At 64.3% G+C, this 22604-nt stretch carries 21 protein-coding genes; 10 read left to right on the top strand and 11 right to left on the bottom strand.

The genetic code is table 11. From position 1 onward, the window contains the following. Positions 1–263: 263 nt before the first annotated feature. Positions 264–1130: a sterol desaturase family protein gene (locus CIC12_RS27965; protein WP_168669015.1), complete on the top strand. Its 867-nt coding sequence runs from the start codon at positions 264–266 to the stop codon at positions 1128–1130. 33 nt (positions 1131–1163) lie between these two features. Here CIC12_RS27965 and CIC12_RS27960 read toward each other — a convergent pair whose 3' ends face one another. The 5 genes from CIC12_RS27960 to CIC12_RS27940 all read right to left on the bottom strand — a co-directional run bounded on the left by CIC12_RS27960 (position 1164) and on the right by CIC12_RS27940 (position 7940). Next, positions 1164–2339 carry an MFS transporter gene (locus tag CIC12_RS27960; RefSeq protein WP_168669012.1) on the bottom strand — a complete coding sequence of 392 codons (1176 nt, stop codon included), beginning with the start codon at positions 2337–2339 and terminating at the stop codon, positions 1164–1166. After that, entirely contained in the window at positions 2336–3130 is a 795-nt protein-coding gene (locus CIC12_RS27955; RefSeq protein WP_168669010.1) for a DeoR/GlpR family DNA-binding transcription regulator, read from the bottom strand. Before CIC12_RS27955 ends, CIC12_RS27960 begins: the two co-directional genes overlap by 4 nt. Positions 3131–3371: 241 nt before the next feature. Then, positions 3372–4904, bottom strand: a complete 1533-nt coding sequence (locus tag CIC12_RS27950; RefSeq protein WP_168669008.1) for a PepSY-associated TM helix domain-containing protein — start codon at positions 4902–4904, stop codon at positions 3372–3374. A gap of 85 nt (positions 4905–4989) precedes the next feature. Further along, positions 4990–7449 (bottom strand): TonB-dependent receptor, encoded by a 2460-nt coding sequence (locus CIC12_RS27945; RefSeq protein ID WP_168669006.1) that lies wholly within the window; start codon positions 7447–7449, stop codon positions 4990–4992. 80 nt (positions 7450–7529) lie between these two features. After that, positions 7530–7940, bottom strand: coding sequence for a DUF2946 domain-containing protein (locus tag CIC12_RS27940; protein WP_168669004.1), 411 nt, complete (start codon positions 7938–7940; stop codon positions 7530–7532). A gap of 200 nt (positions 7941–8140) precedes the next feature. Here CIC12_RS27940 and CIC12_RS27935 point away from each other — a divergent pair, with 200 nt between their 5' ends. After that, positions 8141–10342, top strand: a complete 2202-nt coding sequence (locus CIC12_RS27935) for a tetratricopeptide repeat protein (protein ID WP_168669002.1) — start codon at positions 8141–8143, stop codon at positions 10340–10342. Here the strand turns inward: CIC12_RS27935 and CIC12_RS27930 are convergent. Then, positions 10285–10953: an O-methyltransferase gene (locus CIC12_RS27930; protein WP_168669000.1), complete on the bottom strand. Its 669-nt coding sequence runs from the start codon at positions 10951–10953 to the stop codon at positions 10285–10287. The genes CIC12_RS27935 and CIC12_RS27930 overlap by 58 nt on opposite strands. Before the next feature lie 343 nt (positions 10954–11296). Here CIC12_RS27930 and CIC12_RS27925 point away from each other — a divergent pair, with 343 nt between their 5' ends. Next, a complete protein-coding gene (locus CIC12_RS27925; protein ID WP_168668998.1) occupies positions 11297–12187 on the top strand; it encodes an NAD(P)-dependent oxidoreductase in 891 nt (296 codons plus the stop codon). Between the two features lie 23 nt (positions 12188–12210). Here the strand turns inward: CIC12_RS27925 and CIC12_RS27920 are convergent, their stop codons facing one another. Next, on the bottom strand, positions 12211–13515 hold the full coding sequence (locus CIC12_RS27920; RefSeq protein WP_174772227.1) for a LysR family transcriptional regulator: 1305 nt from the start codon (positions 13513–13515) through the stop codon (positions 12211–12213). After that, the gene (locus CIC12_RS27915) at positions 13515–14216 is read right to left on the bottom strand and encodes a GntR family transcriptional regulator (protein WP_168668996.1); all 702 of its coding nucleotides are present in this window, start codon (positions 14214–14216) and stop codon (positions 13515–13517) included. Before CIC12_RS27915 ends, CIC12_RS27920 begins: the two co-directional genes overlap by 1 nt. A gap of 389 nt (positions 14217–14605) precedes the next feature. Between CIC12_RS27915 and CIC12_RS27910 the strand changes: the two genes are divergently transcribed. The 7 genes from CIC12_RS27910 (at position 14606) to CIC12_RS27880 (ending at position 20795) form a co-directional block, all read left to right on the top strand. Further along, complete coding sequence (locus tag CIC12_RS27910) at positions 14606–15451, top strand: gallate dioxygenase (protein ID WP_168668994.1); 846 nt, start codon at positions 14606–14608, stop codon at positions 15449–15451. Continuing rightward, positions 15448–15807: a protocatechuate 3,4-dioxygenase gene (locus CIC12_RS27905; protein WP_168668992.1), complete on the top strand. Its 360-nt coding sequence runs from the start codon at positions 15448–15450 to the stop codon at positions 15805–15807. Before CIC12_RS27910 ends, CIC12_RS27905 begins: the two co-directional genes overlap by 4 nt. Before the next feature lie 356 nt (positions 15808–16163). Next, positions 16164–16706 carry a DUF1440 domain-containing protein gene (locus CIC12_RS27900; RefSeq protein WP_168668990.1) on the top strand — a complete coding sequence of 181 codons (543 nt, stop codon included), beginning with the start codon at positions 16164–16166 and terminating at the stop codon, positions 16704–16706. An 82-nt stretch (positions 16707–16788) separates the two neighbouring features. After that, the gene (locus tag CIC12_RS27895; RefSeq protein ID WP_168668988.1) at positions 16789–18009 is read left to right on the top strand and encodes a porin; all 1221 of its coding nucleotides are present in this window, start codon (positions 16789–16791) and stop codon (positions 18007–18009) included. A 173-nt stretch (positions 18010–18182) separates the two neighbouring features. Then, positions 18183–18734 (top strand): carboxymuconolactone decarboxylase family protein, encoded by a 552-nt coding sequence (locus CIC12_RS27890; RefSeq protein ID WP_168668986.1) that lies wholly within the window; start codon positions 18183–18185, stop codon positions 18732–18734. A gap of 119 nt (positions 18735–18853) precedes the next feature. After that, complete coding sequence (locus tag CIC12_RS27885; RefSeq protein WP_168669225.1) at positions 18854–19699, top strand: helix-turn-helix domain-containing protein; 846 nt, start codon at positions 18854–18856, stop codon at positions 19697–19699. 148 nt (positions 19700–19847) lie between these two features. Further along, the gene (locus CIC12_RS27880) at positions 19848–20795 is read left to right on the top strand and encodes a phosphodiester glycosidase family protein (RefSeq protein ID WP_168668984.1); all 948 of its coding nucleotides are present in this window, start codon (positions 19848–19850) and stop codon (positions 20793–20795) included. Positions 20796–20890: 95 nt separating this feature from the next. Here CIC12_RS27880 and CIC12_RS27875 read toward each other — a convergent pair whose 3' ends face one another. The 3 genes from CIC12_RS27875 to CIC12_RS27865 form a co-directional block, all read right to left on the bottom strand. After that, complete coding sequence (locus CIC12_RS27875; RefSeq protein ID WP_168668982.1) at positions 20891–21292, bottom strand: SRPBCC family protein; 402 nt, start codon at positions 21290–21292, stop codon at positions 20891–20893. Positions 21293–21406: 114 nt separating this feature from the next. Beyond that, on the bottom strand, positions 21407–21838 hold the full coding sequence (locus CIC12_RS27870; protein WP_168668980.1) for a hypothetical protein: 432 nt from the start codon (positions 21836–21838) through the stop codon (positions 21407–21409). 102 nt (positions 21839–21940) lie between these two features. Further along, the gene (locus CIC12_RS27865; protein WP_168668979.1) at positions 21941–22441 is read right to left on the bottom strand and encodes an MgtC/SapB family protein; all 501 of its coding nucleotides are present in this window, start codon (positions 22439–22441) and stop codon (positions 21941–21943) included. Positions 22442–22604: the final 163 nt, after the last annotated feature.

Raw genomic sequence — 22604 nt, 5'->3', positions numbered from 1 at the left:
GCGAAGCGTCACTCACTCGAGCGCGAGCTGGACAGAAGCTTGCTGAAACTGCGATGCCGCTCGATACCCCTCGGGCCGAGACGTCGACGTGGCGCTTCACATTCATAGCACCGCCACGCGAACCGAATGCTTGCGTACCACCCGGCGGGCTGCGAAGATCGCATTAAAGCGCCTGTCATCTCTGGTTTGCATCGAGCCGCGCCACGCCGGCTAGCTGCACGGCGAGGCGCCTCCGATACACCCTTGGCCACCTGGACGTCCCCATGTTTGCGTCAAGCCCGCTTTCCGGCCTGCTGCACCACGCGAGCCTCTGGCTGCAAGCGTACGCGCTCGTGCTGGCCATGATGGGCGTGGGGGCGTTGCTGGAGCGGCGCTGGCCCGCCACCCTGCTGCAGTCGCGCTCGGGGCAGCGACTGAACATGGCCTATGCGGGTTTATATCTGGCGCTCGTGGAGGCCGTGAAGCCACTGGCCGCGGCAGCGAGCGTGGCAATCGTGAATGCGCTCGGCGGCGGCATGGTCGTGCTGGTGTCGCGGGGATGGGGTGCGCTGGCGTCGTTCGTGATCGTGCTGCTGACCATCGACCTGCTCGAATACGCATTCCACCGCCTGCAGCACACATGGCCCGTGCTGTGGAAGCTGCATTCGCTGCACCATAGCGCGGTCGATTTCAACGTCACCGTGACGTTGCGGCACCACTGGTCCGAAGCGCTGATCAAGGGCTGTCTGCTGTATCCGCTGGTCGGTGTGCTGTTCAGGGTCGAGCCGTGGATCGTCGGGGCGACTTCCGTCGCGTTCATGTTCGGCAATTATTTCGCGCATCTGAATCTGCGCGTGGATCTTGGCCGCTACATCACGTGGATCAACAATCCGCAATATCACCGCTTGCATCACTCGGCCCGCGCCGAGCATTTCGATCACAATTTCACGCAACTGTTGCCGCTGTGGGACCACCTGTTCGGTACGCTGTGGGTGCCGGCGAAACACGAGTGGCCCGCCACCGGTCTCGACGACGGCACGCAGCCGCGCTCGCTGCTCGGCGCGATTAGCTGGCCTCTGGGCGTGCACGTCGGGCGCGCGGTTGCGCTCGATCGCGAGCCGATCGCGCTGCTGGACCAGGAAACGAAGTGACGGTGCCGAGCGGGCGGAGATCGGGTCGCTGAATCAGGCGAGCCGCGCGCCGCGCACCGCCTTGCCGCCGAGCAGGCAAACGATCGCCGTCGCCATCACGAGCACGCACAGCGCCACGCGCAAGCCGAGCACGCCGGCGCCGAGGCCGATCAACGGCGGTCCGACCAGGAAGCCGGCATAGCCGGCGGTAGCCGCCATGGACACACCCGTCGCCGGCGTCAGGGTCGAGCGGCCCGCCGCGCTGAAAATCACCGGAACGATGTTCGCGAGGCCGACGCCGACCATCGCAAAGCCCACGCACGCGGTCAGCACGGTCGGCAGACTCAGTACCAGCGCGAGGCCCGCCACCGCAACCAGCCCGCCGAGCGCGACGACCCGGCTGGGACCGAAGCGGCGCACCGACACATCGCCGACGATGCGGCAGGCCGCCATCGAAAACGCAAACGCGGAATAGCCGATGGCGGCGACGCTCGCCTCCTGATTCAGGGTCGAGCGCAAGTACACCGCGCTCCAGTCGGCGACCGCGCCTTCCACCAGCATGCAGAGAAACGCGAGCATCGCCAGTTTCATCACGCCGCCGCTGGGCCACGCGAATCCACTGGATGCAGCGGCCGCGCGCGGCCCGAGGTCGCGCAACGCCAGCGCCGCCGCGCCGACGATCAGCACGGCAATGAACGCGTCCGGCGCGAGCAGTCCGCCGATCACGCCGACGCTGCCTTTCTGCAACATCGCACCCGTCGCCGCGCCGAGCAGACCGCCCGCACTCCAGGCGGCGTGAAACGACGACATGATCGGCGCGCGCCACTGCGTTTCGATGGTGCTGGCGTGGCCGTTCATCGACACGTCGAGTGCGCCGTTCGCCGCGCCGAGCGCGAACAGGACGAGGCACAACACGGCCAGGCTGGGCGCGAACGCGGGCAGCGGCAACGCGATGACGAACGCCGCGCCGAGCAGCGCGGTCGCGCGGCCGCTGCCGAAGCGCGGCGCGAGTTGGCCCGCCAATGGCATGGCGACGATGGCGCCCAGCGCAAACGCGAACAGCGCGATACCGAGCGACGTGTCGCTGAGCGCGAGGCTTTCCTTGATACGCGGCACTTCGACGGCCCACGCGCCGATGCCGAAGCCGTTGGCGAGAAAGACGCCGACGGTCGCGATGCGCTCCTTGAGCGGCTTGACGTGGTCCACATGAGCGTTGGCGAATGCGTTCATGAGCGCGCCACCATCACGTTGTCGCAGACTGCTTCGAGACTCGCGAGCCGCGCGGCCGGCACGTCGGCTTCGACGAACAGATAGTCGATGACCGCAGCCGGCGCCACCGAAAAGGGCGCGGCGGTCATCAGCTTCTCCGAGGTCAGCGCAATGGCGATCTGGCCGCTCGCTTTCACCATCGCCCGTTTGAGTTCGGCATCTTCGGCATCGAACGCGGCGACGCCTTCGTCGGGATCGAGCGCACACGCGCCGAGAAAGCACAGGTCGGCCCGCACTTGCTGAATCTGCAGCAATGCGGTCGCGCCGAGCGCGCCCGCCGCGCCGCGCGCAATGCGCCCGCCGATCAGGATCACGTCGAAGCCCGGGCGGTTTAGCAGATGGCCGCACGCCTCGGGCGAATTCGTCACGACGGTCAGGTCCGCGTTGTCGGGCAGCGCCGCGGCAATCGCGACATTGGTTGAGCCGGCGTCGAGCAGAATGATCTGCTTCGGGCGCACGATCGACGCCGCCGCGCTTGCGAGGCAGGCCTTCCGCTCCACCGCTTCGCTCATGCGGACGGCGGCGGGCTTGTCGGCGGGCGAGATCAGCAAAGCGCCGCCGTAGACGCGCTTGCAATGTCCCTGTTCGGCCAGATCACGCAGATGCCGCCGCACCGTGTGCTCCGAGGTCTGGAGTTCGGCGGCGAGCGCGGCCGCCAGTACCCGCCCGTGCGTGCGCAGCCGCTCCAGAATGACCTGCTCGCGCTGCTCGGGCAGCAGTCCGTTTAGGGCTTCTTCGCGCGTTCGCTGCATTTTTCCACCTTGCTCTTTGGCTTGAATCGATCATAAACGAGCAAAATTTAGCGTAAACGTGCGGCACGTGCAATGCGTTTTTTGAAAGGGCTGGAAAGTCCATGAGGAACGGCGCCACCGCGAAGGTGGCTGCAGGCGGAACGCGCCGCCTGGCGCGGCGACACCTCGGAGGTTGCCACGGCCCGGGCAGATCGGAGTATGCGTGGATAAGGCGACTCGTTCGTCTAGCCGCGCGCTTCGGCTAGCCGCGGGTCAAACGCCGCGCCGTCCGGGCAAATAACAACCAGTCGAGCACCCACACGGCGACAAGCGTCGCGCCCATCAGCGGAAAAACGATACCGAGCAGAACGAGGCCGGTTTTCCAACCGCGCATCGGCGGCGCGCCGCGTTCGCGCGAGGGCGCGCCGAGCGTGCGCTGCGGCCGCCGCTTCCACCACATCACGCAGCCCGTCGCGGCCATCGCCGCGAGGCCGAGCGAAATCGCGGCGCACAGAATCTGATTGGCGAGCCCGAAGTAGCGGCCCATATGCAGCGATGTCCCGTACGACACGGCCTTCGATACCGCGCCATAGTCGCTGTAACGGATGTCTTTCAACACCGCGCCGCTGTATTGGTCGATGTACAGCGTGCGCTCGTTCTTCGGATCGTCGGGAAAGTACGAGACCGTGTACACGCCGGTCGCGGACGTCGGCAGCACGATGTTGTAGCTGTCCTTCACGCCGAGCGACGCGGCGATTTGAACGATGCGCCCGAGCGGTAGTGCTGGCGCCGCGTCGGCGTCGGCGCCGTCGTGGATGACGGCGGAGGACGGCACGCGCGTGTTGCCGACCGCCCAGGGGGCGAGCGGAAGCGGCAGGTCGTCCATCACCATGCCGGGCATCGAGTTAGCGCCGGATGAGTGGCCGCTGTGTTCGTCGTGTGCGTGCTGTTCGGAGTTGGCCTCGCTCTGCGCAGGCCTGTTCGTCGACGAGTCTCGCTCGCGACGCGCGCCCGGCAATACGGAGCGCAACGGCAAGCCGCCCCAGGAACCCGGCGGCGCGCCGAGATTCGCCGCTGTCGCGAGCGCCTTGAACTGCTGCCCCCACGAACCCGACCAGGGCAGGCCCGTCAACACGAAGGCAAGCGCGCCGAGCGCGAGCCAGATGCCCATCACGGCATGCAGGTTCTTCCACAGTGGCCGCCCCTTGAGCGTGAGGCGCGGCAGCAGTGCCGCGCGCGCCGTGGTTTTCTCGCGCGGCCACCAGAGCGCGACGCCGGTGCCGATCATCACCAGCGTCCAGCATGCGGCGAGCTCCATGAGCAGTTCGCCGGGTTTGCCGAGCAACAGCTTGCGATGCAGCATCCGGTCCACCTGCATGAAGCGCCGCTCGACGCTCAAGGTCCCCAGCACTTCGCCGTTGTACGGATTCAGGTAGACGCTCAGCTTGTTGCCGTCGGCGAGACGGAACACGTACTCCGTGCTGCGTCGCGGATCGCTCGCAATGACGGCGGTCACCGCGCTCGAGCCGGGCGGCATTGCCGCGCGGGCCTTGGCAAGTAGCGCGTTGTCGGGCAGCCGGGGCGTCGCTTGTGATTCGACGATCAGCCGATGGCGATACAGCAGCGGCTCGATTTGCGGCTGGAAGCAGTACAGCGTGCCGGTGATCGCGAGCACGACCAGAAACGGCATCACGAAGAGGCCGGCGTAGAAGTGCCAGCGCCAGAGTGTCCGGTAGCCGGCGTTCGTGGCGCCGGTGGCGGGGTTGATGCGTTGAGCGGCGGTAGTGGTGGACATGCAATCCTCGTCAGGCATGAATGGGTCGGTCGGCTTGCGCTTGTGAGGCACTCATATCTAGCGCCCGGATGCGCTTTTGAAGCGCTCAGATGCGCAGCTTCGCTTCCACATAAAACGTGCGGCCCGGATACGGGTGATAAACGAAGTAGCGCGCGTCGAACAGGTTGTCGACGCCGATGCCGATCTCGCTTAGCTTCGTCGGCCTGAAGGTGAATTTCGCGTCCGCTACTGTGTATGAACTCGTGCCGCCGAAGACGTCCGGGTTCGTGTCGGTATTGGTCAGTGTGTTGTACTGACGTCCCGAATAGCGCGCGGCGAGCGTGAGCGCGGCGCGTTCGTCGAAATGATAGGTCGCGGCGATATCCGCACGCCACAGCGGAATCCGGTAGAAGTACTTGCCGACCGTGGCCGGGTTCTGCGCGTTGGCAATGATCTTCGATTGCGTATAAGCGACGCTTGCCAGCAGATCCAGACCGCGCACCAGCACGTCCTGTCCCGAGTAGCTCGTTTCGACGCCGCGCGAGCGAACCTTGCCGATGTTCTGGAAGTTCGTCACGTTGGGAATCACGGTCGTGTCGGTCTGACTGAAGATCGTGTTCTTCACGTCGTCCTGGAACAGCGAGAAGCGGAACAGGCCGTTCCAGTGCGCCCATTCGGCGCTCAGTTCTTTCGACAGATCGTCTTCGGGTTTCAGGTTCGGATTGTTGTTGACGATCGACGAGCCGTTGATTTGCCCCTGGAACAATTCGCTGACGGTCGGAAAGCGGTAAGCGCGGCCAATCGATGCGCGCAAGGTCAGATCGTCGCTGACGTCGAACGACAACGACGCCTTCGGCGAAAAGTGACTCTGGCTCGCATCGACAAACGCAACGGTCTTGCCCGGCAGCGACTGCGCGCCGTCATAGGCCAGCCAGTTTTCGTAGCGCACGCCGTAGACGAGCTTCCAGCGCGGCAGAAAACGCCAGGCGTCCTGCGCGTACAGCGCCTGGGTCTGCGTCTTGCCGACGAAGGCGTTCGCAAACGACGTCGCGTCGCCGTCGCGCCAGTTCAGCGTGTTGTAGCCCTGGTTGTCGAGGAAGTAATTGTCGTAGTGATAGCCGAAGCTCAGCGCGTGATTCAGAAGACCGGCCTGCGTCGTCACCGGCGTATACGTGCCGCGCAGATCGAGCGTTTTCCAGCCGGTGCCGTCACCGAAGATGACCGTGCCCGGACCGTTGCCCGGCGCGCCGGAATTCGCGGTGCGCGCGACGCTGTTGCTGATGTCGTAGTACGAAGCAATCGCCTCGCCGTTCCAGCCGGTAGCGTTGCGCGTTTTGAGCGAGAGTCCGTACAGCCAGTTTTCGCTGTTTCCGCGGCTCGGCGCGAATGCGGCCTCGGGAATCGTGTAGCGGTAGCCGCCTATCGACACCGTGCCGCCGTAGACAGGGCTGCCGTTTTCATCGCGCAGGAAGGTCGAGGTCTGGCTGTCGTAGGTCTGATGCCAGTAGCCGAGCGTGAAGCCCGCTTGCAGCGTCGGCGTGAAGTCGTACTGCATCTTCAGCTTGAACTGGTCCTGCACCGTGTGTTCGATGCCTTCGCCGTTCACGCCGAGGACGGTGGTCGGCGTGTTGGTCTGGTTGTTGTAGAAGTACCCGCCGGTCACGGGCGTGTCGCCGGCTTTCGCGGGTGTGCCCGATTGCGCGAGCGTCGCGAATTGCAATGGCTGGCTGGTATTCTCCAGGTGATTCACGCCGAGCAGATAGGAGAATCTGCCGATCCGGTCGCCGATCGACGCGCTCATTTCGCTGCCGTTGAAATTGCGATTCACACCGTACAGGCTGAAGTGCTGGGTGAACGCCTTGACGTCCGCGTTGGCTTCGAACTGCTTCGGCATGCGCGTGCTGATGAGCACCGTCGCACCGAGCGAGTTGCCCGGATATAGCGCCGAAAACGGTCCGTAGATCACGTCGACCTGCTGGATCTCGTCGGGATACACCATCGACCAGCGCGGCGCGAACGTGAAGCTGTTGCCGAGCAGGTTGGAGAGCAGCAGACCGTCCGCGTAGACGAGACCGCGCGCGCTCTGAGCGTTGCTCGTGCCGCGCACGGCGATCAGCGAATTCAGATCGCCGATGAAACGCTTGCGCACGGCGAGATTCGGCATGTACTTCAGCACGTCTTCGGTGTTGACGACGTTCCAGTTGGCGAACTGCTCGCGCGTGACGGTTTCGACCGATGCGGGCACATTCGGATCGACGGCGCGCGGCGCGGCGGCCGTATTTGCACTGGCGCTGACGCTGACCGCGGGCAGCGTGGCCTCGGTGTTCGTGCTGTCGGCGGCGTGGGCTGACGACGATACCAGGGCCGGCACGAACGCCGACACGCAGGCTGGAACCAGCGCCGGGCAGTATGCGGGAAAGCCCGCCGCGAAGAACGGTTGCGGCCACCGGCGAGACAGGACAACGCGTGCGAAAACGCGTGGGACAACGCGTGAGCCACCACGCGGGACACCGCGTGCGTCACGGCGCACGCAAAGGGACAGGCTTCGCAGGGCTAAGTTGAACATGAACGTTTCCTTGATGCATTGAACAGACGATCGCGCGCCCTCGACGGGCGCGACGAATGCGCGATCAGCACTGGCAGTGATCAGGAAACGGCAGGCGGGGCTCTGGGGCGTCCGGAGGGGAACGCGCCGAGTGGCGTGAAGCGGGTGGAAAGCGTGGGCGGCGCGGTGCCGGCCAACACGAGGGCGGCGGGGGGCTCGACGGCGTCCACCGTCGGCATCGCGACATGATGTTCGAGCAGGTGACAGTAGCCGCACGCGCCGAAGGCGTCGTCGTGGCTCAGATGCACCGGCTCAGGGGCGCTGTGGGCGGCCTGTGCAACGAGGCCCGCCTCGCTCGCGCCGGACGGCTGGAGCGCCGAACATAGCGCGGCAATCGGCTCGTGGGCCCGGCCCGCCATCAGCATCTGACTCACGAGCGGCGCGAACACGACGAGCCACATGGCGAACAGGCCAAGCCAGGCGGTCGTGCGGTTGCGGGATCGTAGCGTCATGAGGATCGGGATAAAGGCGGGGCGATTCTAACATTGCCGCGCGATCCTTTCTCGCGTGATGCCGGTTATAGCGGTGGAATAGACGGCAAAAAGCCGCTCATTTCGGCGCGCCGGAGTCGTGACGGATCACTTAAGCTGCCGGTTGCACGCAACGCCGCGCGTCCGGCCGGCGCCGTGCCGCTTGCCATTTCTCTTCGCTCATGACGCCCACGCAGACGCTCGCTTTCCCGATCGCCGATATCAACCGGCAGGCCGTCACGCTATGTTCGGCCGGACAGTACGCTGAGGCCCTGGCGATGGTGACGCCGCTGCTCGACGACACGGCGCTGCTGAACGATACGCGCGCCGACGCGCTGAACATCGCGGGCGCCTGTTCGTTCGCGTTGAGCAACGTGGCCGATGCCGAACGCCATTGGCGCGAATGCCTGCGCGTCAAGCCCGCTTATGCCGAGGTGTACGGCAGTCTCGGCTCGATGTTCAGATCGCTCGGGCGCCTGTCCGCCGCCAAGGCGATGTATCGTCAACTGGTGGCGCTGCAGCCGCATCACGCCGATGCGCATCATCATCTCGGCACCGTGCTGTATGAGCTCGGTTACAAGGAGGCGGCGGAAGCGTCGTATCGTCACGCGCTGACGCTGCGCCCCGACTATGCGCAGGCCCATTACAACCGGGGCATCGTGTTGCGCGATCTGCGCCGCCCGCAGGAAGCCGAAGCGGCTTATCGTGAGGCGCTGATCGGTCTGCGCGATCACGCGGAGCTGCACAACAATCTCGGCAGCGTGCTGGTCGAACTCGGCCGTCACGAGGAGGCCGACGCGGCGTATCGTCAGGCGCTCACCATCCGGCCGCAGTACCCGGAGGCGCTCAACAACCTGGGCGGCGTGCTGAAGGCGGCGCACCGGCTCGTCGAAGCGGAGTTGGCCTGCCGGCTCGCGCTGGCTATCCGGCCCGGTTACGCAGAGGCGCATCTGAACCTCGGCGCGGTGCTGGTGGACCTCGGGCGTTTGCCCGAAGCCGAGGCCGCCTACCGTGAAGCGATTGCCTGCCGCCCCGACTACGCCCTGGCGCACTACAACCTCGGCATCGCGCTGTTCAGGCAGGAGCGTCTCGCCGATGCCGAGCAGGCGTACCGCGACGCGATTCGCTGGCAGCCGGGCATCGCGCACGCGCACAACAACCTGGGCTGTGTGCTCCGTTTGCTCGACCGCTTCCCGGAGGCAATCGAGGCCTTTCATCGGACGCTTGCAATCTGCCCCGAACTGGCCGAAGCGCATTTCAACCTCGCCAGTGCGTTGACGCAATCCGGGCAGCTGCACGAGGCCGAACGCGCCTACCGCGAGGCGCTCGCGCGACGACACGACTATGCGGACGCCCGCTTCGGTCTGGCCGCGCTGCTGCTCGGCGTGGGCCGCTTCGAAGAAGGCTGGCAACTGTACGAGAGCCGTTACGGGCAGCCGTCGTTCGTGCATCACCAGACACGCGCGTTGCTCGCATGCCCGCAGTGGCAGGGGGACACGCTCGCCGGTAAGTCCCTGCTCGTTTGGCAGGAAGACGGCCTCGGCGACATGCTGCAGTTCGGCCGCTATTTCGCATTGCTCAAAGCGCAAGGGGCCACGCATATCACGTTCGCGTGCGCGCCGACGTTGCATCGGCTGATGGCTCGCGTCGACGGCGTGGACGCCGTGCTCGATCATGTCGCCGCGATGGCGCGCGTGTCGAGCTACGACTGCTGGACGAGTCTCCTGAGCGCACCGTTCTATCTGCGCACGACCCTCGATACGATTCCGCGTGCCGTGCAACTGCCGGTCGAGCCCGCGCTCGTCGAACAATGGCGGCCGATGCTCGATGCGCTGGCACCGTGCCGCAAGATCGGTCTGGTCTGGAAGGGCAACGCGAAACACCATAACGACGCGAATCGCTCCATTCCTTCATTGACGACGCTCGCGCCGCTCTGGCGCGTGCCGGGCCTGAGCTTCGTGAGTCTGCAAAAAGGGCAGGGGGAGGACGAAGCGCGTGATGCGCCAGACGGTCAACCGTTGCTCGATCTAGGCGCGCAGGTGACGGATTTCGCCGATAGCGCCGCCATCGTCGCGCAACTCGATCTGGTCATTTGCGTGGATACGTCCATCGCGCATCTGGCCGCGTCGCTGGGCAAACCCTGCTGGGTGCTGCTGCCCGAGCGGGATCCCGACTGGCGCTGGATGCACGAACGCGACGATTCGCCGTGGTATCCCCACGCGTTGCGGCTGTTTCGCCGCGCGCCGGGCGAGGGGTGGTCCGCGTCGGTCGAGCGGGTCAGGCAGGCGTTGGCCGAGCGTTTCGGCGCGGCGCCCACTCACGCGCATCAGGCCGACACGAGCGTCATCGAGAAGCCATCCCATCCTTTGGAGCCGACGGTCTGAATCGCGGTCGAGTCGAGGCGCGGATTCGTCGCGAGTAGTCGGAAGAATTCGTGCAGACCGATGACGTCGGGGTCGGTGCTCGCCGCATCGGCAATGCGGCCCCCGCGTATCACGTTGTCGCCGACGATGAGCGTGCCGGGCCGGCTCAGTTGCACCGACAGGCGTAAATAGTCGGGATAGCTCTTCTTGTCGGCGTCGAGAAAGATCATGTCGAACGGTTCGACGCCATCCGTGACGAACTTGTCGAGCGTCTGCGCGGCTGCGCCGATCACGATCGAGACGACGCCCGACAAACCGGCTCGCTGGACGTTGGCGCGCGCCACCTCGGCGTTGCCGGGATTTGCTTCGAGCGAGATGAGCCGGCCGTCCGGCGGCAGTGCTCTGGCGAGCCAGATCGTGCTGTAGGCGCCTAAGGTGCCGACTTCGAGAATTCGCCGCGCGCCGCGCAACTTCGCGAGCAGATGCAGCAGCTTGCCCTGATTAGGCGCCACATTGATCGACGGCAGCCCGGCCGCTGCGCTCGCCTCCAGCGCCGCATCGAGCGCGGCGTCCTGCGGCAGCAACCGGCTCGTCAGATAATCATCCATCGCATTCCACTGTTCGTGATTCATCGTCTCACCCTGGTCATGTGTCGATACGGAAGGACAGGTACGTTGTAGCAGAAAAGCGCGCGGTGCATGGTTGGGCAGCGCAGGTTCGTATGTAAGCCGGGACGCTTCGTTCCGATCGTGCGGCGAGAGACGCGGCGCGCAGGTCTCGCTACTACCGATAAACAGATGCGATGACCTCGCGTACTGCTTGACATGCGCTCAAAACGCTTTTGAATCCTACAATGGGGCTGGTGCGCAGACCACAGGAAGGAGGGGACATGCCACACCAGGCAATTCCATGCACGACCCGTTCGCGCCTCGATCGCGCAATCCGTGCCACGTCTTTCGTATGGGAAGCATGGCGATGAGCGGCCTGACACGCATCGATACAGTGGCTTTCGTCGGCTTCGGCGAGGCGGGTGGCATACTCGGCGCGGCGCTGGCCGCGAAAGGCGTGCAGGTGTCGATGTTCGATCTGCGGCACGATCAGCTTCGCGACAAGGCGCAGGCCGCAGGCGTCCGAGTCGCCGCGACGCTGCAGAGCGCGCTCGCTGGCGCGCAGGTGGTTATATCGGCGGTGACGGCGCAAGCCGACCTCGACGTGGCGCAAGCGCTCGGGCGCTGCCTAGAAGCCGGGCAGATCTGCCTCGACATCAACTCGGTTTCGCCCAACACGAAGCAACATGCTCAGGCGTGCATCGAAGGCGCCGGCGCGCACTACGTCGAAGCAGCGGTGATGGCGCCCGTGCCGCCTTACGGCCTCGCCGTGCCGATGCTGTTGGGCGGCGCCGCCGCGGCGGATGTCGCGCCGCTGCTCAACGCATTGGGCTTCAATGCGAGCGCGGTATCGGAGAAGATCGGCGTGGCGTCGGCGGCGAAGATGTGCCGCAGCGTGATGATCAAGGGTATCGAAGCGTTGACCGTGGAGTGTCTGCGCGCCGCGCGGCATTACGGGGCGGAGTCGATTGTGCTGGCCTCGCTCGCGCAAAGCTTCGGCAAGATGCGCGACGATGCGGACGTGCCCGGCTACCTGGTGAGCCGCGTCGCCGAACATGGCCGCCGGCGCGCGGCGGAAATGCGCGAAGTCTCGCAGACGCTGCACGAGGCCGGCATCACGCCGTTCATGAGCGACGCGTGCGCGCATCTTCAGGACAGCATCGTGGATGCGATGCAGGCGGGCGGCATCGACTATGACGCGCTGCCCGCGCCATTCGACTGGCGCGCGTTCCTTGACCGCTTGCCGGGCCCTCGGTAACAAAAAGGCGCTGAAAACAGCGGCTAATTCGCGCCGATGCTGATCGTGCGCGTGACGTCGACCACCGAGAGCCGGATCGCATCGATCAAGGCGCGCGCCGCCGGCGACGGCGTGCCGGCCGCGCGCACGGTCAGGCCGATGTCGCGCCGCGTGTTGTGAAGCTGCACGTCGAGCACCACCAGTTGCCCGGACTGCACCTCATGATGCAACTGCTGCGCCGACAGCGCGGCCGCCATGTCCGTGCCGAGCAGCAGCCCGCGTATTACCGCCAGGTCGGCGGTTTCGACCGTGGGCAACGGCGGCTTCACCTTCATCCGTTTGAATTGCGCCTCGAACAGCGCGCGTGCCGGCGAGTGGCTGCGCGGCAGGATCCATTGCACGTCGCGCAGGCCCATGACGGTCAGGCCTTTCTCAAGCGTCAGCGGATGATCGCGGCGCACCAGTACCACCATGTTTTCCGACATCAGGCGCTCGTTCTTCAGGCCGCTTGACGCGTCGTTGTCGCGCAGCGCGCCGAGAATGAAGTCGATGTCGCCCGCGCGCAGGCCGGCTACCAGCGTCTCGTAGGAGCTTTCGTCGGTGACGACCCGCACGCCGGGATTCTGCGAGGTCATCCGCGCGATCGCTTTGGGCAGGATCAGCGTGCGCCCGAGCGGCAATGCGCCGACCGTCACTGAGCCTTGAATCTTGCCGTGCAATGCCGCGATATCGTCGGGCACGTGCCGCAGTTCGTTCAATGCGCGACGCACGTGCAGCAAAAACGTTTCGCCTTCGGCGGTGAGCAGGATGCCGCGCGGGCTTCGATGAAACAGACTCATGCCGGAGCCGCTCTCCAGCACGCGAATCGCGGTACTCACCGCGGGCTGACTGATGCCGAAGGTTTTCGCCGCGCTCGGCATGTGCCGATGCCGAGCAAGCGCTGCGAACAGCTGCAGCCGCCGTGTGTTGAGCAGATACGCCGGCAACGCGCCTTCCGCTGCAGGACGGCGGCGCGCCTGGCGCGCGGCGCACCACTGCGCGAGTTCTTCCAGTTCCGCGAAAATCCGCTCGCAACGATGCAGCACGGCGCGGCCGACGGGCGTGGGCAGCATGCCCGACGGGCCGCGGTCGAAGAGCGGCTCATCGAGCGCCGATTCCAGTTCCTGCACCGAACGCGTCACCGCCGACTGCGCGCGAAACAGCGCCGCGGCCGCGCGCGTTGCGCTGCCCAATTCGGCGACGAGCCGGAACGCGCGCAGTTGCGCGAGGTTGAGCTGTTCTTTGCTGGTCACGGGCGACGGTGTTTTGACAGGCGCCGCGTCGCTGGCCGTCGACGTGTCGTCGCTCATCACGCGGCCCCCGCGATCAGATGCAACGACGGCAGCGACAAATTCAGGCTTTCCTTCGAAATGTGCGTGTGCTCTTTCATCAACGCATCGACGCGCGCGCCTTCGCCCTTCTTCAGCGCATCCACGATCGCATGATGCTGGCGATGCGCGTACATCAGCATCATGAACTGGCGCTCGCGCGCGGTTTCGTCGAAGGCGATCGTAAAGGGCGAAACGAATGGAATCTTGTCGTTCAGGCGCAGGGCGGCCGCCACCGCCATGTTCTGCGCCGCGTCGACGATCAACGCGTGAAAGCGGCCGTTCATCTGCGCATAGCGCAGGTCGTCGCCGGGCTTCAGATGCCGCTGGCCGAAGAGATCGTCGCCTTCGCGCAGGCAGTCGTCGAGCGCCGCCGCGAGTGTCGCGCTCACGCCGTTCTCCGCAACCGAGCGGGCCGCGAGTCCTTCGAGCACGCCGCGTACGTCGATCGCGTCGAGCACGTCACGCACGCTGAAGCGGCGCACCACGTAGCCGCGCGAGCCCGAGCGGTCCAGCAGCCCTTCCGACGACAGCACGCTCAGCGCGTAACGCAGCGGCGTGCGCGACACGCCGAGCCATTGCGCGAGTTGCGCCTCTACGAGCCGCTGGCCGGGCGACAACTCGCCCGCGAGGATCTTTTCGCGTAACGTCTGGACAATGGCCTGCTGGGTCGTCTCGTTCATTGTTGTCTGCTCGTCAGAAGCACGGAAGTATAGCTACGCGCGCCGCACCGCACCACGCCTGCAAAACGGCTTGCGACTTCTTTTCAGGGGCATCTGTTCTGTTTATCGCGCGCGGACGGATGGCCGGGGAGGCCGGGCCCCGCCAAGCCGGCTTGGGATACCGACAAAGCCATGCGCCGCGTGGCTTGCAGCGGCCCGCCGCCGTTCGCCGAGCACCGCCTGGCCGCGTTTTACCCGATTACCCTATCGCCGACTGAGGTTTACCCGCACTTCCTGTCAGAGCGCACAATTCCTATCTTTGTATCCCAAGATGGTCGTGCTGGCTACCTCCCCGGTCACGCGAACCTATCCGATTGGCAGGCGGCACGAAGCAACGGAAGACAACGAATATGGCAAGGATCATTGGCGGTATCGGCACCTCGCACGTGCCCACTATCGGATTGGCGTACGACAAGGGCAAGCAGAACGAGCCCGCGTGGGCGCCGCTCTTCAAGGGCTACGAGCCGGTGGCGAAATGGCTCGCGGACCGCAAGCCCGACGTGATGGTGATGTTCTACAACGATCACGCCAACAGCTTCTTCTTCGATTGCTACCCGACCTTCGCGCTGGGCGTGTCGGCGAATCACGAATTCGCGGACGAAGGCGCGGGCAAGCGCCCGCTGCCGGACATCGCGGGCCATCCCGATCTGGCGATCCACATCGCCGAGCAGATGGTCGCCGACGAGTTCGATCTGACGATCTTCCAGGACCGTCCGCTCGACCACGGCTGCAATTCGCCGCTCTCGCTGATGCTGCCGCATGACGGCGGCTGGCCTATGTCGCTCGTGCCGCTCGAAGTCAACGTGCTGCAGTATCCGCTGCCCACCGCGAACCGCTGCTACCGGCTGGGCCAGGCGCTGCGCCGCGCGATCGAATCGTTCGATCAGGATCTCGATGTCGTGGTGGTCGGCACCGGCGGGCTGTCGCACCAGGTGCACGGCGAGCGCAGCGGCTTTAACAACACCGAGTGGGACATGGAATTTCTCGACCTGATCGTCAAAGATCCGCAACGTCTCGCCGCGATGAAGCACGTCGATTACGTACGCCTTGGCGGCGCGGAAAGCGTCGAAACGATCATGTGGCTCGCGATGCGTGGCGCGCTCGGTCCGCAAGTCCGCGAATTGCACCGCAACTACTATCTCGCGACCAGCACCGCGATGGCCGTGACGATCTATGAAGACGAGGTGGCGCAATGAATCCGCAACTGATCGGCGTCGAAGAACTGACCGGCACGTATCCGTTCGATATTCGCCAGAGCATGAAGGCGATGCGCCTGAACCGCTTCTTCTGGCAGATGCGCGAAGCGCCGGCCCGCACGCTGTGGCTGGAAAACCGCAGCGCCGCCTATGACGCGGCGAAACTCACGGCCGAAGAGCGGGCGCTGGTCGACGAGACCGACTGGATCGGCCTGATTCGTTATGGCGTGTGTTTCTTCGTGCTCGAAAAATTCGCGCGCGTGGTGAAGATCACGAACCTCGGCATGTACGCGAGCATGCGAGGAGAAACACTCGAAGCGTTTTTGAAAACGCGCAAGGTGCCTGACGCGGTATAAGGCACCGGATTCTGCCGGGACACACCGGCAGGCATTCACTTCTCGACATTAAAAGAACCTGGATTCGACAGAAGTCCGGGGCGGGAAAATATTTTCTCGGAGACACGCATGACCTTCGCTCATTCAGCCGGTAGCACGGTGTTTGCCGACGCGCGCCATATGCCGCGTTCGTCCTCATTGCGTGCGTATTCATTCGCGCATTTGCCGCAACGCCCCTTTCACACGTTGCGCCGCGCGGCCTAAGCAGCTTTGAAACCTGAACCCGTGCGCGGCAGCATCACGCGATGCCGCGTGGGCCGTTGCGGCTGCGGCGCACGATATCCGTTGTGATGAAACGTGTTTCGAGGAGAGAGGACATGAGTGGCGATTTCGGCGTGAGCGGAGCGAACCTCGAAAGAGGCTTGCGATCGGCGGATTTCGAATCACCCGGCTGCATGAGGACGTTGCGCGCAGGCGTGATCGGTGGGTTGATCGGTGCGGTGGTCATCTGGATTTACGAAGCACTCGTGTGGGTCGGCGCACAACACCTGATGCCGCTCGCAGGCATACCGCGCAACGCGACGGGTCTCGTGTTCGGCAAACACGCGCAGGAGTCGCTGGGCATCTGGGCGTATGTCGTGGGCACGGGGATTCACTTCGTGTTCGCGGCGGCGTGGGGTGTGCTGTTCGCACTCGTGTGGCCTTATTTTCGCCGACGCGACTACGAAGCGACGCTCGTGGCGCTGTTCTATGCGGTGATCGCGTGGATCGTCATGCACGTGGCGATCATGCTCGCGTCGGACAACCACCCGAACTATTACGACCCGGCGGTGATTATCGGCGGGTTCATGTCGCACATCTTCTTCACCGTGCCGCTGGCTTTGACCGTCAAGCGATTGCTGCAGCCCCAACGGCACTAGCGCAACAGGTTCGACAAACCCTTCACGCGCGATGCCGATAAAAAAGAATTTCAACGAGACGTAAAACCTGGAGATCAGAAGCATGAAAAAGAGTTTTAGACGAGCCGACGCCGTGCTGTTCGGCGCGGCCATGGCAGCCGCCGTGCCGGCTTTCGCTCAAAGCACCGTGACGTTGTACGGTATCGTCGATAACGGGCTGTCGTACACCAATAACCAGGCATCGCTCGGCGCCACCAGCGGCGGCAAATCGGCGGTCAAGATGACCCCCGGCGTGTGGGCCGGCAGCCGTTTCGGCCTGAAGGGTGCAGAGGACCTGGGCGGCGGCACGAAGGCGATCTTCCAGCTCGAATCCGGTTTCAATTCGGCGAGCGGCGCGCAGCAGTACACCAACGCGATGTTCGGCCGTCAGGCGTGGGTCGGCGTGACCAACGCCACATACGGTACGTTGACGGCGGGCCGCCAGTACGCGTCGTATTACCAGATGCTCTCGCCGTACAGCCCGACCACCTGGATCACCGGCTACTACGGCGCACACCCTGGCGATATCGACGGCCTCGACACGATCTACCGTTCGAACAACACGCTCGAGTACACATCGCCGAAGATCTTCGGTCTGACGGTCAGCGGTTCGTATTCGCTGGGGGGCGTACCGGGCAGCTTCAACCGCGGCTCGACATGGACGACCGGCGCGCAGTATGCACTCGGCCCGGTCGGCTTTGCGGTCGGCTTCTCGCGGATCAACAACTCGACGCTCGGCGGCGGCGCGTGGGGTGCGGATTCGACGACCACGAACGGCGGCGCGCAGATCGGCGTGTCCGCGCTGACCAACGGCTATCAGACCGCGCAGGCGCAGCAGCGCTTTGCAGTAGGCGGCGGCTACACGTTCAATAGCGCGTGGGACATCACGGCAACCTATTCGAACGTGCAGTACATTCCGGGCACGGGTTCGAAGTTCCATGACACGGCCATCTTCAACACGGGTGGCGCGGTGCTCCACTGGAAGCCGGCCATCGCATGGGATCTGGGCTTCGGCTATAGCTACACGCGTGCGACGCGCGCGAACGCGATCGACGATAACGCGCAGTACCATCAGTTCAATCTCTCCGAGTACTACTCGCTGTCCAAGCGTACCGGACTGTATGCGCTGCAGGCGTATCAGAAGGCGAAGGGCAAGACGCTGGGCACCAATGGCGCCGGCCAGATCATCGACGCGACGGCGACGTTGGGCGACGGCTACAACACGACACCGTCTTCGTCGGGCAGCCAGTTCGCGGTTGGGGTGGGCATCATCCACCGTTTCTGATGTGAGGTTCGTGTAGTGAAGAAGCCGGGTTGCTCGATAGCCCGGTTTTTTTTTGCGCGGCCGTTTTCGCCTGGGTTATTACATCCGGGGTAATTGGCGCGCTGCTCAGCCGCATCTAATCTTCGGTGGTCGCGCGGTTCATTCCGGATCGCGCTCATCATCGAGGACAGATCATGTCGACGTTTCAGATTCATACCATCGAGTCCGCGCCGGAATCATCCAGGCCGGTATTGCGCCAGCTCCAGCAGAACTTTGGCTTCATCCCCAACATCGCGGGGGCGATGGCTGAGTCGCCCGTTCTGATCGATGCCTTCTTCGGTCTGTTTCAGAAGGTTCATGCAGGGACGTTCAACGAAGCGCAAATCCAGACCTTGCTGCTGACGAACGCGGTGACCAACGCGTGTTCATGGGCGGTGGCGTTTCACACCGCGCTGGCGCTGAACGAAGGACTTGCACCCGCCGACGTCGAGGCGATTCGCGCCGGTCGTACGCCTGCGGATCGCCAGCATGCAGCGCTTTCCATCCTGACGAAGGCGTCGATCGAGAAGCGCGGTGACCTCGACCGGCGAGACGTGAGCGCGTTTCTCGAAGCCGGTTTCGGCCGCGATCAGTTGCTCGAAGTGCTGGCCGTCGCGGCGGCGTCGACGATGACGAACTATGTCGGCAACATCGCGCAGCCGCCGTTGGAGGAGCAGTTTCACGGGCACGTTTGGCAGCACGCCTGAGTCTCTTCACTGAGAGTCGGCAGAGCGAAGGGAGTATGCTGACCCGCTGGGTTCGGCGGCCCCGTGTGGCTCGCCGGTCGCCAGACTTTGCATGCATCCAGACTTGCGGACAGACAGCGATGAATCCTGCGAAACCAATAAAGAAGGCCTCACCGAACGACCTCGGCGCGTTGTTGCGTCACTGGCGAGATATGCGCGGCGTCAGCCAGCTGGACCTGTCGTTCAATGCGGGGGTCTCGCAGCGTCATATCAGCTTTATCGAAAGCGGACGCAGCGTGCCGAGCCGTCAGATGTTGATGGATATCGCGCAGGCACTCGACATCCCCCTGCGCGAACGCAACACGCTACTGCTGGCCGCAGGCTACGCGCCGATGTACGCCGACCCCGCGTGGAACGCGCAGGAAATGCAGAGTGTCACGAAAGCGCTCGGCAGGATGTTGCGCCAGCACGAACCGTTTCCCGCGCTGGTCATGGACCGCTACTGGAACGTGCTGATGACCAACGAGTCCGCGCCGCGATTTTTCAATTGCTTCATCGATATGGCGGCGCGCAAGGGACCGCGCAATATGCTGCATCTGATGTTCGATCCCGCTGGATTGCGCCCATTTGTCGCCGATTGGAAAAGTGTTGCGGATAGTTTGATTCAGCGGGTTTATCGGGAGGCGGTGGGGCGGGTGATTGACGAGCGCACGCGTGAGTTGGTTGCGGCGTTGCGTGCGTATCCGGATGTGCCGGAGGGGGAGAGGGCTGAATGTCAGGCCGGTGCTGCTGCTGCGATGCCGGTGATACCCATTGGCTTCGTCAAGAACGGTCATGTGCTGAACTATTTCTCGATGGTCGCGAGTGTCGGCACACCGCAGACCGTTGCGGCGCAGGAACTGCGTATCGAATGCATGTTTCCCGCGGATGACGAAACGCAAGCGCGTCACCTGGAGATGCTGGACGCGCTGCCGCTGCGGGATTGAGGCGTTGTGTCGATGGTTCGAGGGCGCTTGCGAGTGCCGAAAGCTGAACGAAAAGAAGAAATCACGTGACGGTCATGTCGCGTCTATAAGGTCTCCGGCACGGTAAGAGGCGACAGCTTCGTCGCCGCCGTCAATGGAGACTAAAGACATGGCACGCGTTCTTTTCCCTGCATCGGCAACTCTGAAGGCGCTCGCCGCCGCGGCGATCATCGGCCTCGCTTCGGCGAGCGCACAAGCCGACGTGCCCGATCCCACCACGCAGATCACGCAAAGCGGCTACTCGCCGGTATATGTCGGTGTCGATGCCGAAACCGCGACCATGCCGTCGAATCCCGCGGCGGCGGGCGGCAAGGCCACCGTGAGCCGCGCGTACGTGATGCGCGTCGACCTGCGCGCGCCGGGTGTGAGCGTCGAGACAACCGGCCATAGCGGCCCGCTGATGACGACGTCGGAGACGATTTCCCAGTTTGCCGCGCGCACCGACGTGCGGCTCGCCATCAACGCGAACTTTTTCGCACCGTGCTGCGCGACGACGTCCGAGCCAAAGACGATCATCGGCTTGCTGGTGTCGCATGGTCAGATCGTGAGCCCGCTGACCAGCGATCCGACGCAAAGCGAAGCGGTGCTGGCGATTACGCGGCAAGGTCGCGCATATATCGCCAATGCGCCGCAGATTTCGGCGCAGGATCTGAAGCTGATCGACACGGCGGTCGCCGGCTCGGCGATTCTGCTGAAAAACGGTCAGGATGTCAGCGCCCAAAGCCCGAACGAAGGTGATCCGCTCAATCCTAATCCACGCACACTGGTCGGCCTGTCGCATCAGGGGCGGTTTCTTTACTTCGTCGTGATCGACGGGCGTGTCGCGGGTTATTCGACGGGCACGACCAACGCGCAATCGGCTCAACTCATGAAGGCGGTCGGCGCGGACGATGCAATCAATCTCGACGGCGGCGGCTCGACCGAACTGGTGCGCGCCGATCAGATCGGCGTGCCGTTCATCGTCAACACGCCGAGCGGCGGTGCGGAACGGCTCGACGCGTCGGCGATCGGCGTGCATGCGCTAAAACTGCCGGAACTGCCGGGGGTGCCGTTTTAAAGCGGTTGATCTCTGCAGCAGTGCCAGTTGCTTTATAAAACCAGGCGCTCATACGTCTGGTTTTTTTCTGAATTCGCGACAAACGAAGGTCCAGATCACCTTGCCTCGAGCAGCTCCTTTAGCCTGCTCAAATCGCGCATGACCCATTGCGCGTCGGCGGCGAATTTTTCGTCGTTCATCCCCGGCACGCGGAACAGCGTGAGCATCACTTCGCTGCCTGTCCCGTTCGCGATGACGCGCATCGGCACGTAAATCTCGCTGCCGTCGGGCAACTCGACGTAGTGATCGAGCACGCCGTATGCGTTGGGTTCGGTGAAACGGATCTTCACGGGGCCGTTCTCGCCTTCGAATCGCCACACCGCGCCTTCGTTGCCGAGCGGCTTGCCGAGACCCGATGCCCAGCGCGCGAACGCGGCGGGTGGTGCCGTGAAGTCGTACACGTCCTGCGCACTGCGCTGCATCGATATGCTGATCGTTTTCAATCCGGTCGTGTGCATCGCGCTGTCTCCGGGTTTGCCTCAAGCATTCGAATGAGTGCCGTGTCGGTGGATGATGCAGCCTTCACCTCCGGCAATCGAGTGCCGGCGAGTGAGTTCGAGGCGCAGGCGTCATCAATGATAGATCGTCGTGGACGACTGCAGCTTCGTCAGGACTCCGCGCTTGAGCCGGAACCAGCCTTGCGAGCTTTGCATCACGACTTCATCGTTTTGCCAAAACACGCGTTTGACCGTCATGCGCTTGCCCGAACGCTCTACGATCGGCGGAGTGTGGCGGAAGTCGTACAGCACCGGGCCGGAATCGGTCTGCACGAGCGTGCGCGCGACGCTGTCGTTCGCATCGCTGGTGTCATCGAAATGCGTCAGCGTGTTCGCGCCGAAACGATCGAAGATCTTGTTGTCGAGCGTCCCGACGAAATCGCGGTCGTCGCGTACGAACCGCAGTTCGCCCGACGGCGTGACGAGCGGTCCGGCGTCGCTGCTTTGCGCGTGAACGGAAGTCGCGAAAGAGGCGGCTGCAAGCGCGGCGATGAACAGTCGTTTCATATCTTCCAGCGGGTTAAGTCGCGCGTCGATCGCGCCAGGCACGTTTTCGGTGGCGTGGATCGCCCGGCACGGCATGTAGTGTTGTCAACATGCATGGGCCCGTCAGCGGAGTTTATCGTCCTCCGGCGACGACGTCTTTTTGAACAGGCGGGCGCCGGAGAGGATCAGCAGCGCGATGGCCAGGCTGAGAATCGCGGTAGCTTCCCGGCCCATGCCGGCCGCCATCCCGAGACCAGCGGCGACCCACAGACTGGCTGCCGTCGTCAAGCCGCGCACTTCGCGCTCGGCACTGAGCTTAATGATCGCGCCCGCGCCGAGAAAACCGATACCGGACACCAGCCCTTGCAGCACGCGGCTCAGGTTGTCCTGCGAGAACCCGGCCTGTAGCGGCACCAGAACGAACAGTGCAGAGCCGACCGAGACCATCATGTGCGTGCGCATACCCGCATCCCGGCCTGCCATCTCCCGCTCGAAACCCAACACGCCGCCGAGCACGAGTGCCACCACGAGCCGCACGAATAGCTGGGTCAGATCCGCCGCGTCGTTCAGATCGGCGAACTCGCCCAGCACCTTGTGCCAAACCTCATGCCACCAGCCATTCATGTCATCTCCCTGAACTCGCTTGTCGGATAATCAGCACGACTTTAACGGAAATGAAGGCCCGAGGACGGCGGCGCCGCTGCGTTTTCGTGCCGCGTATCGCGTGGCGACGGCTCGCCATAGACTGCCTGCGTCAGGTGGGCGTTGCCGTTGCCGTTCAAACCCG

This window comes from Paraburkholderia sp. SG-MS1 (assembly GCF_012275575.1).
Taxonomy (GTDB): domain Bacteria; phylum Pseudomonadota; class Gammaproteobacteria; order Burkholderiales; family Burkholderiaceae; genus Paraburkholderia.
The sequence above is the reverse complement of the archived record's forward strand: the minus strand, read 5'-3'. Positions and strand labels throughout refer to the sequence as shown.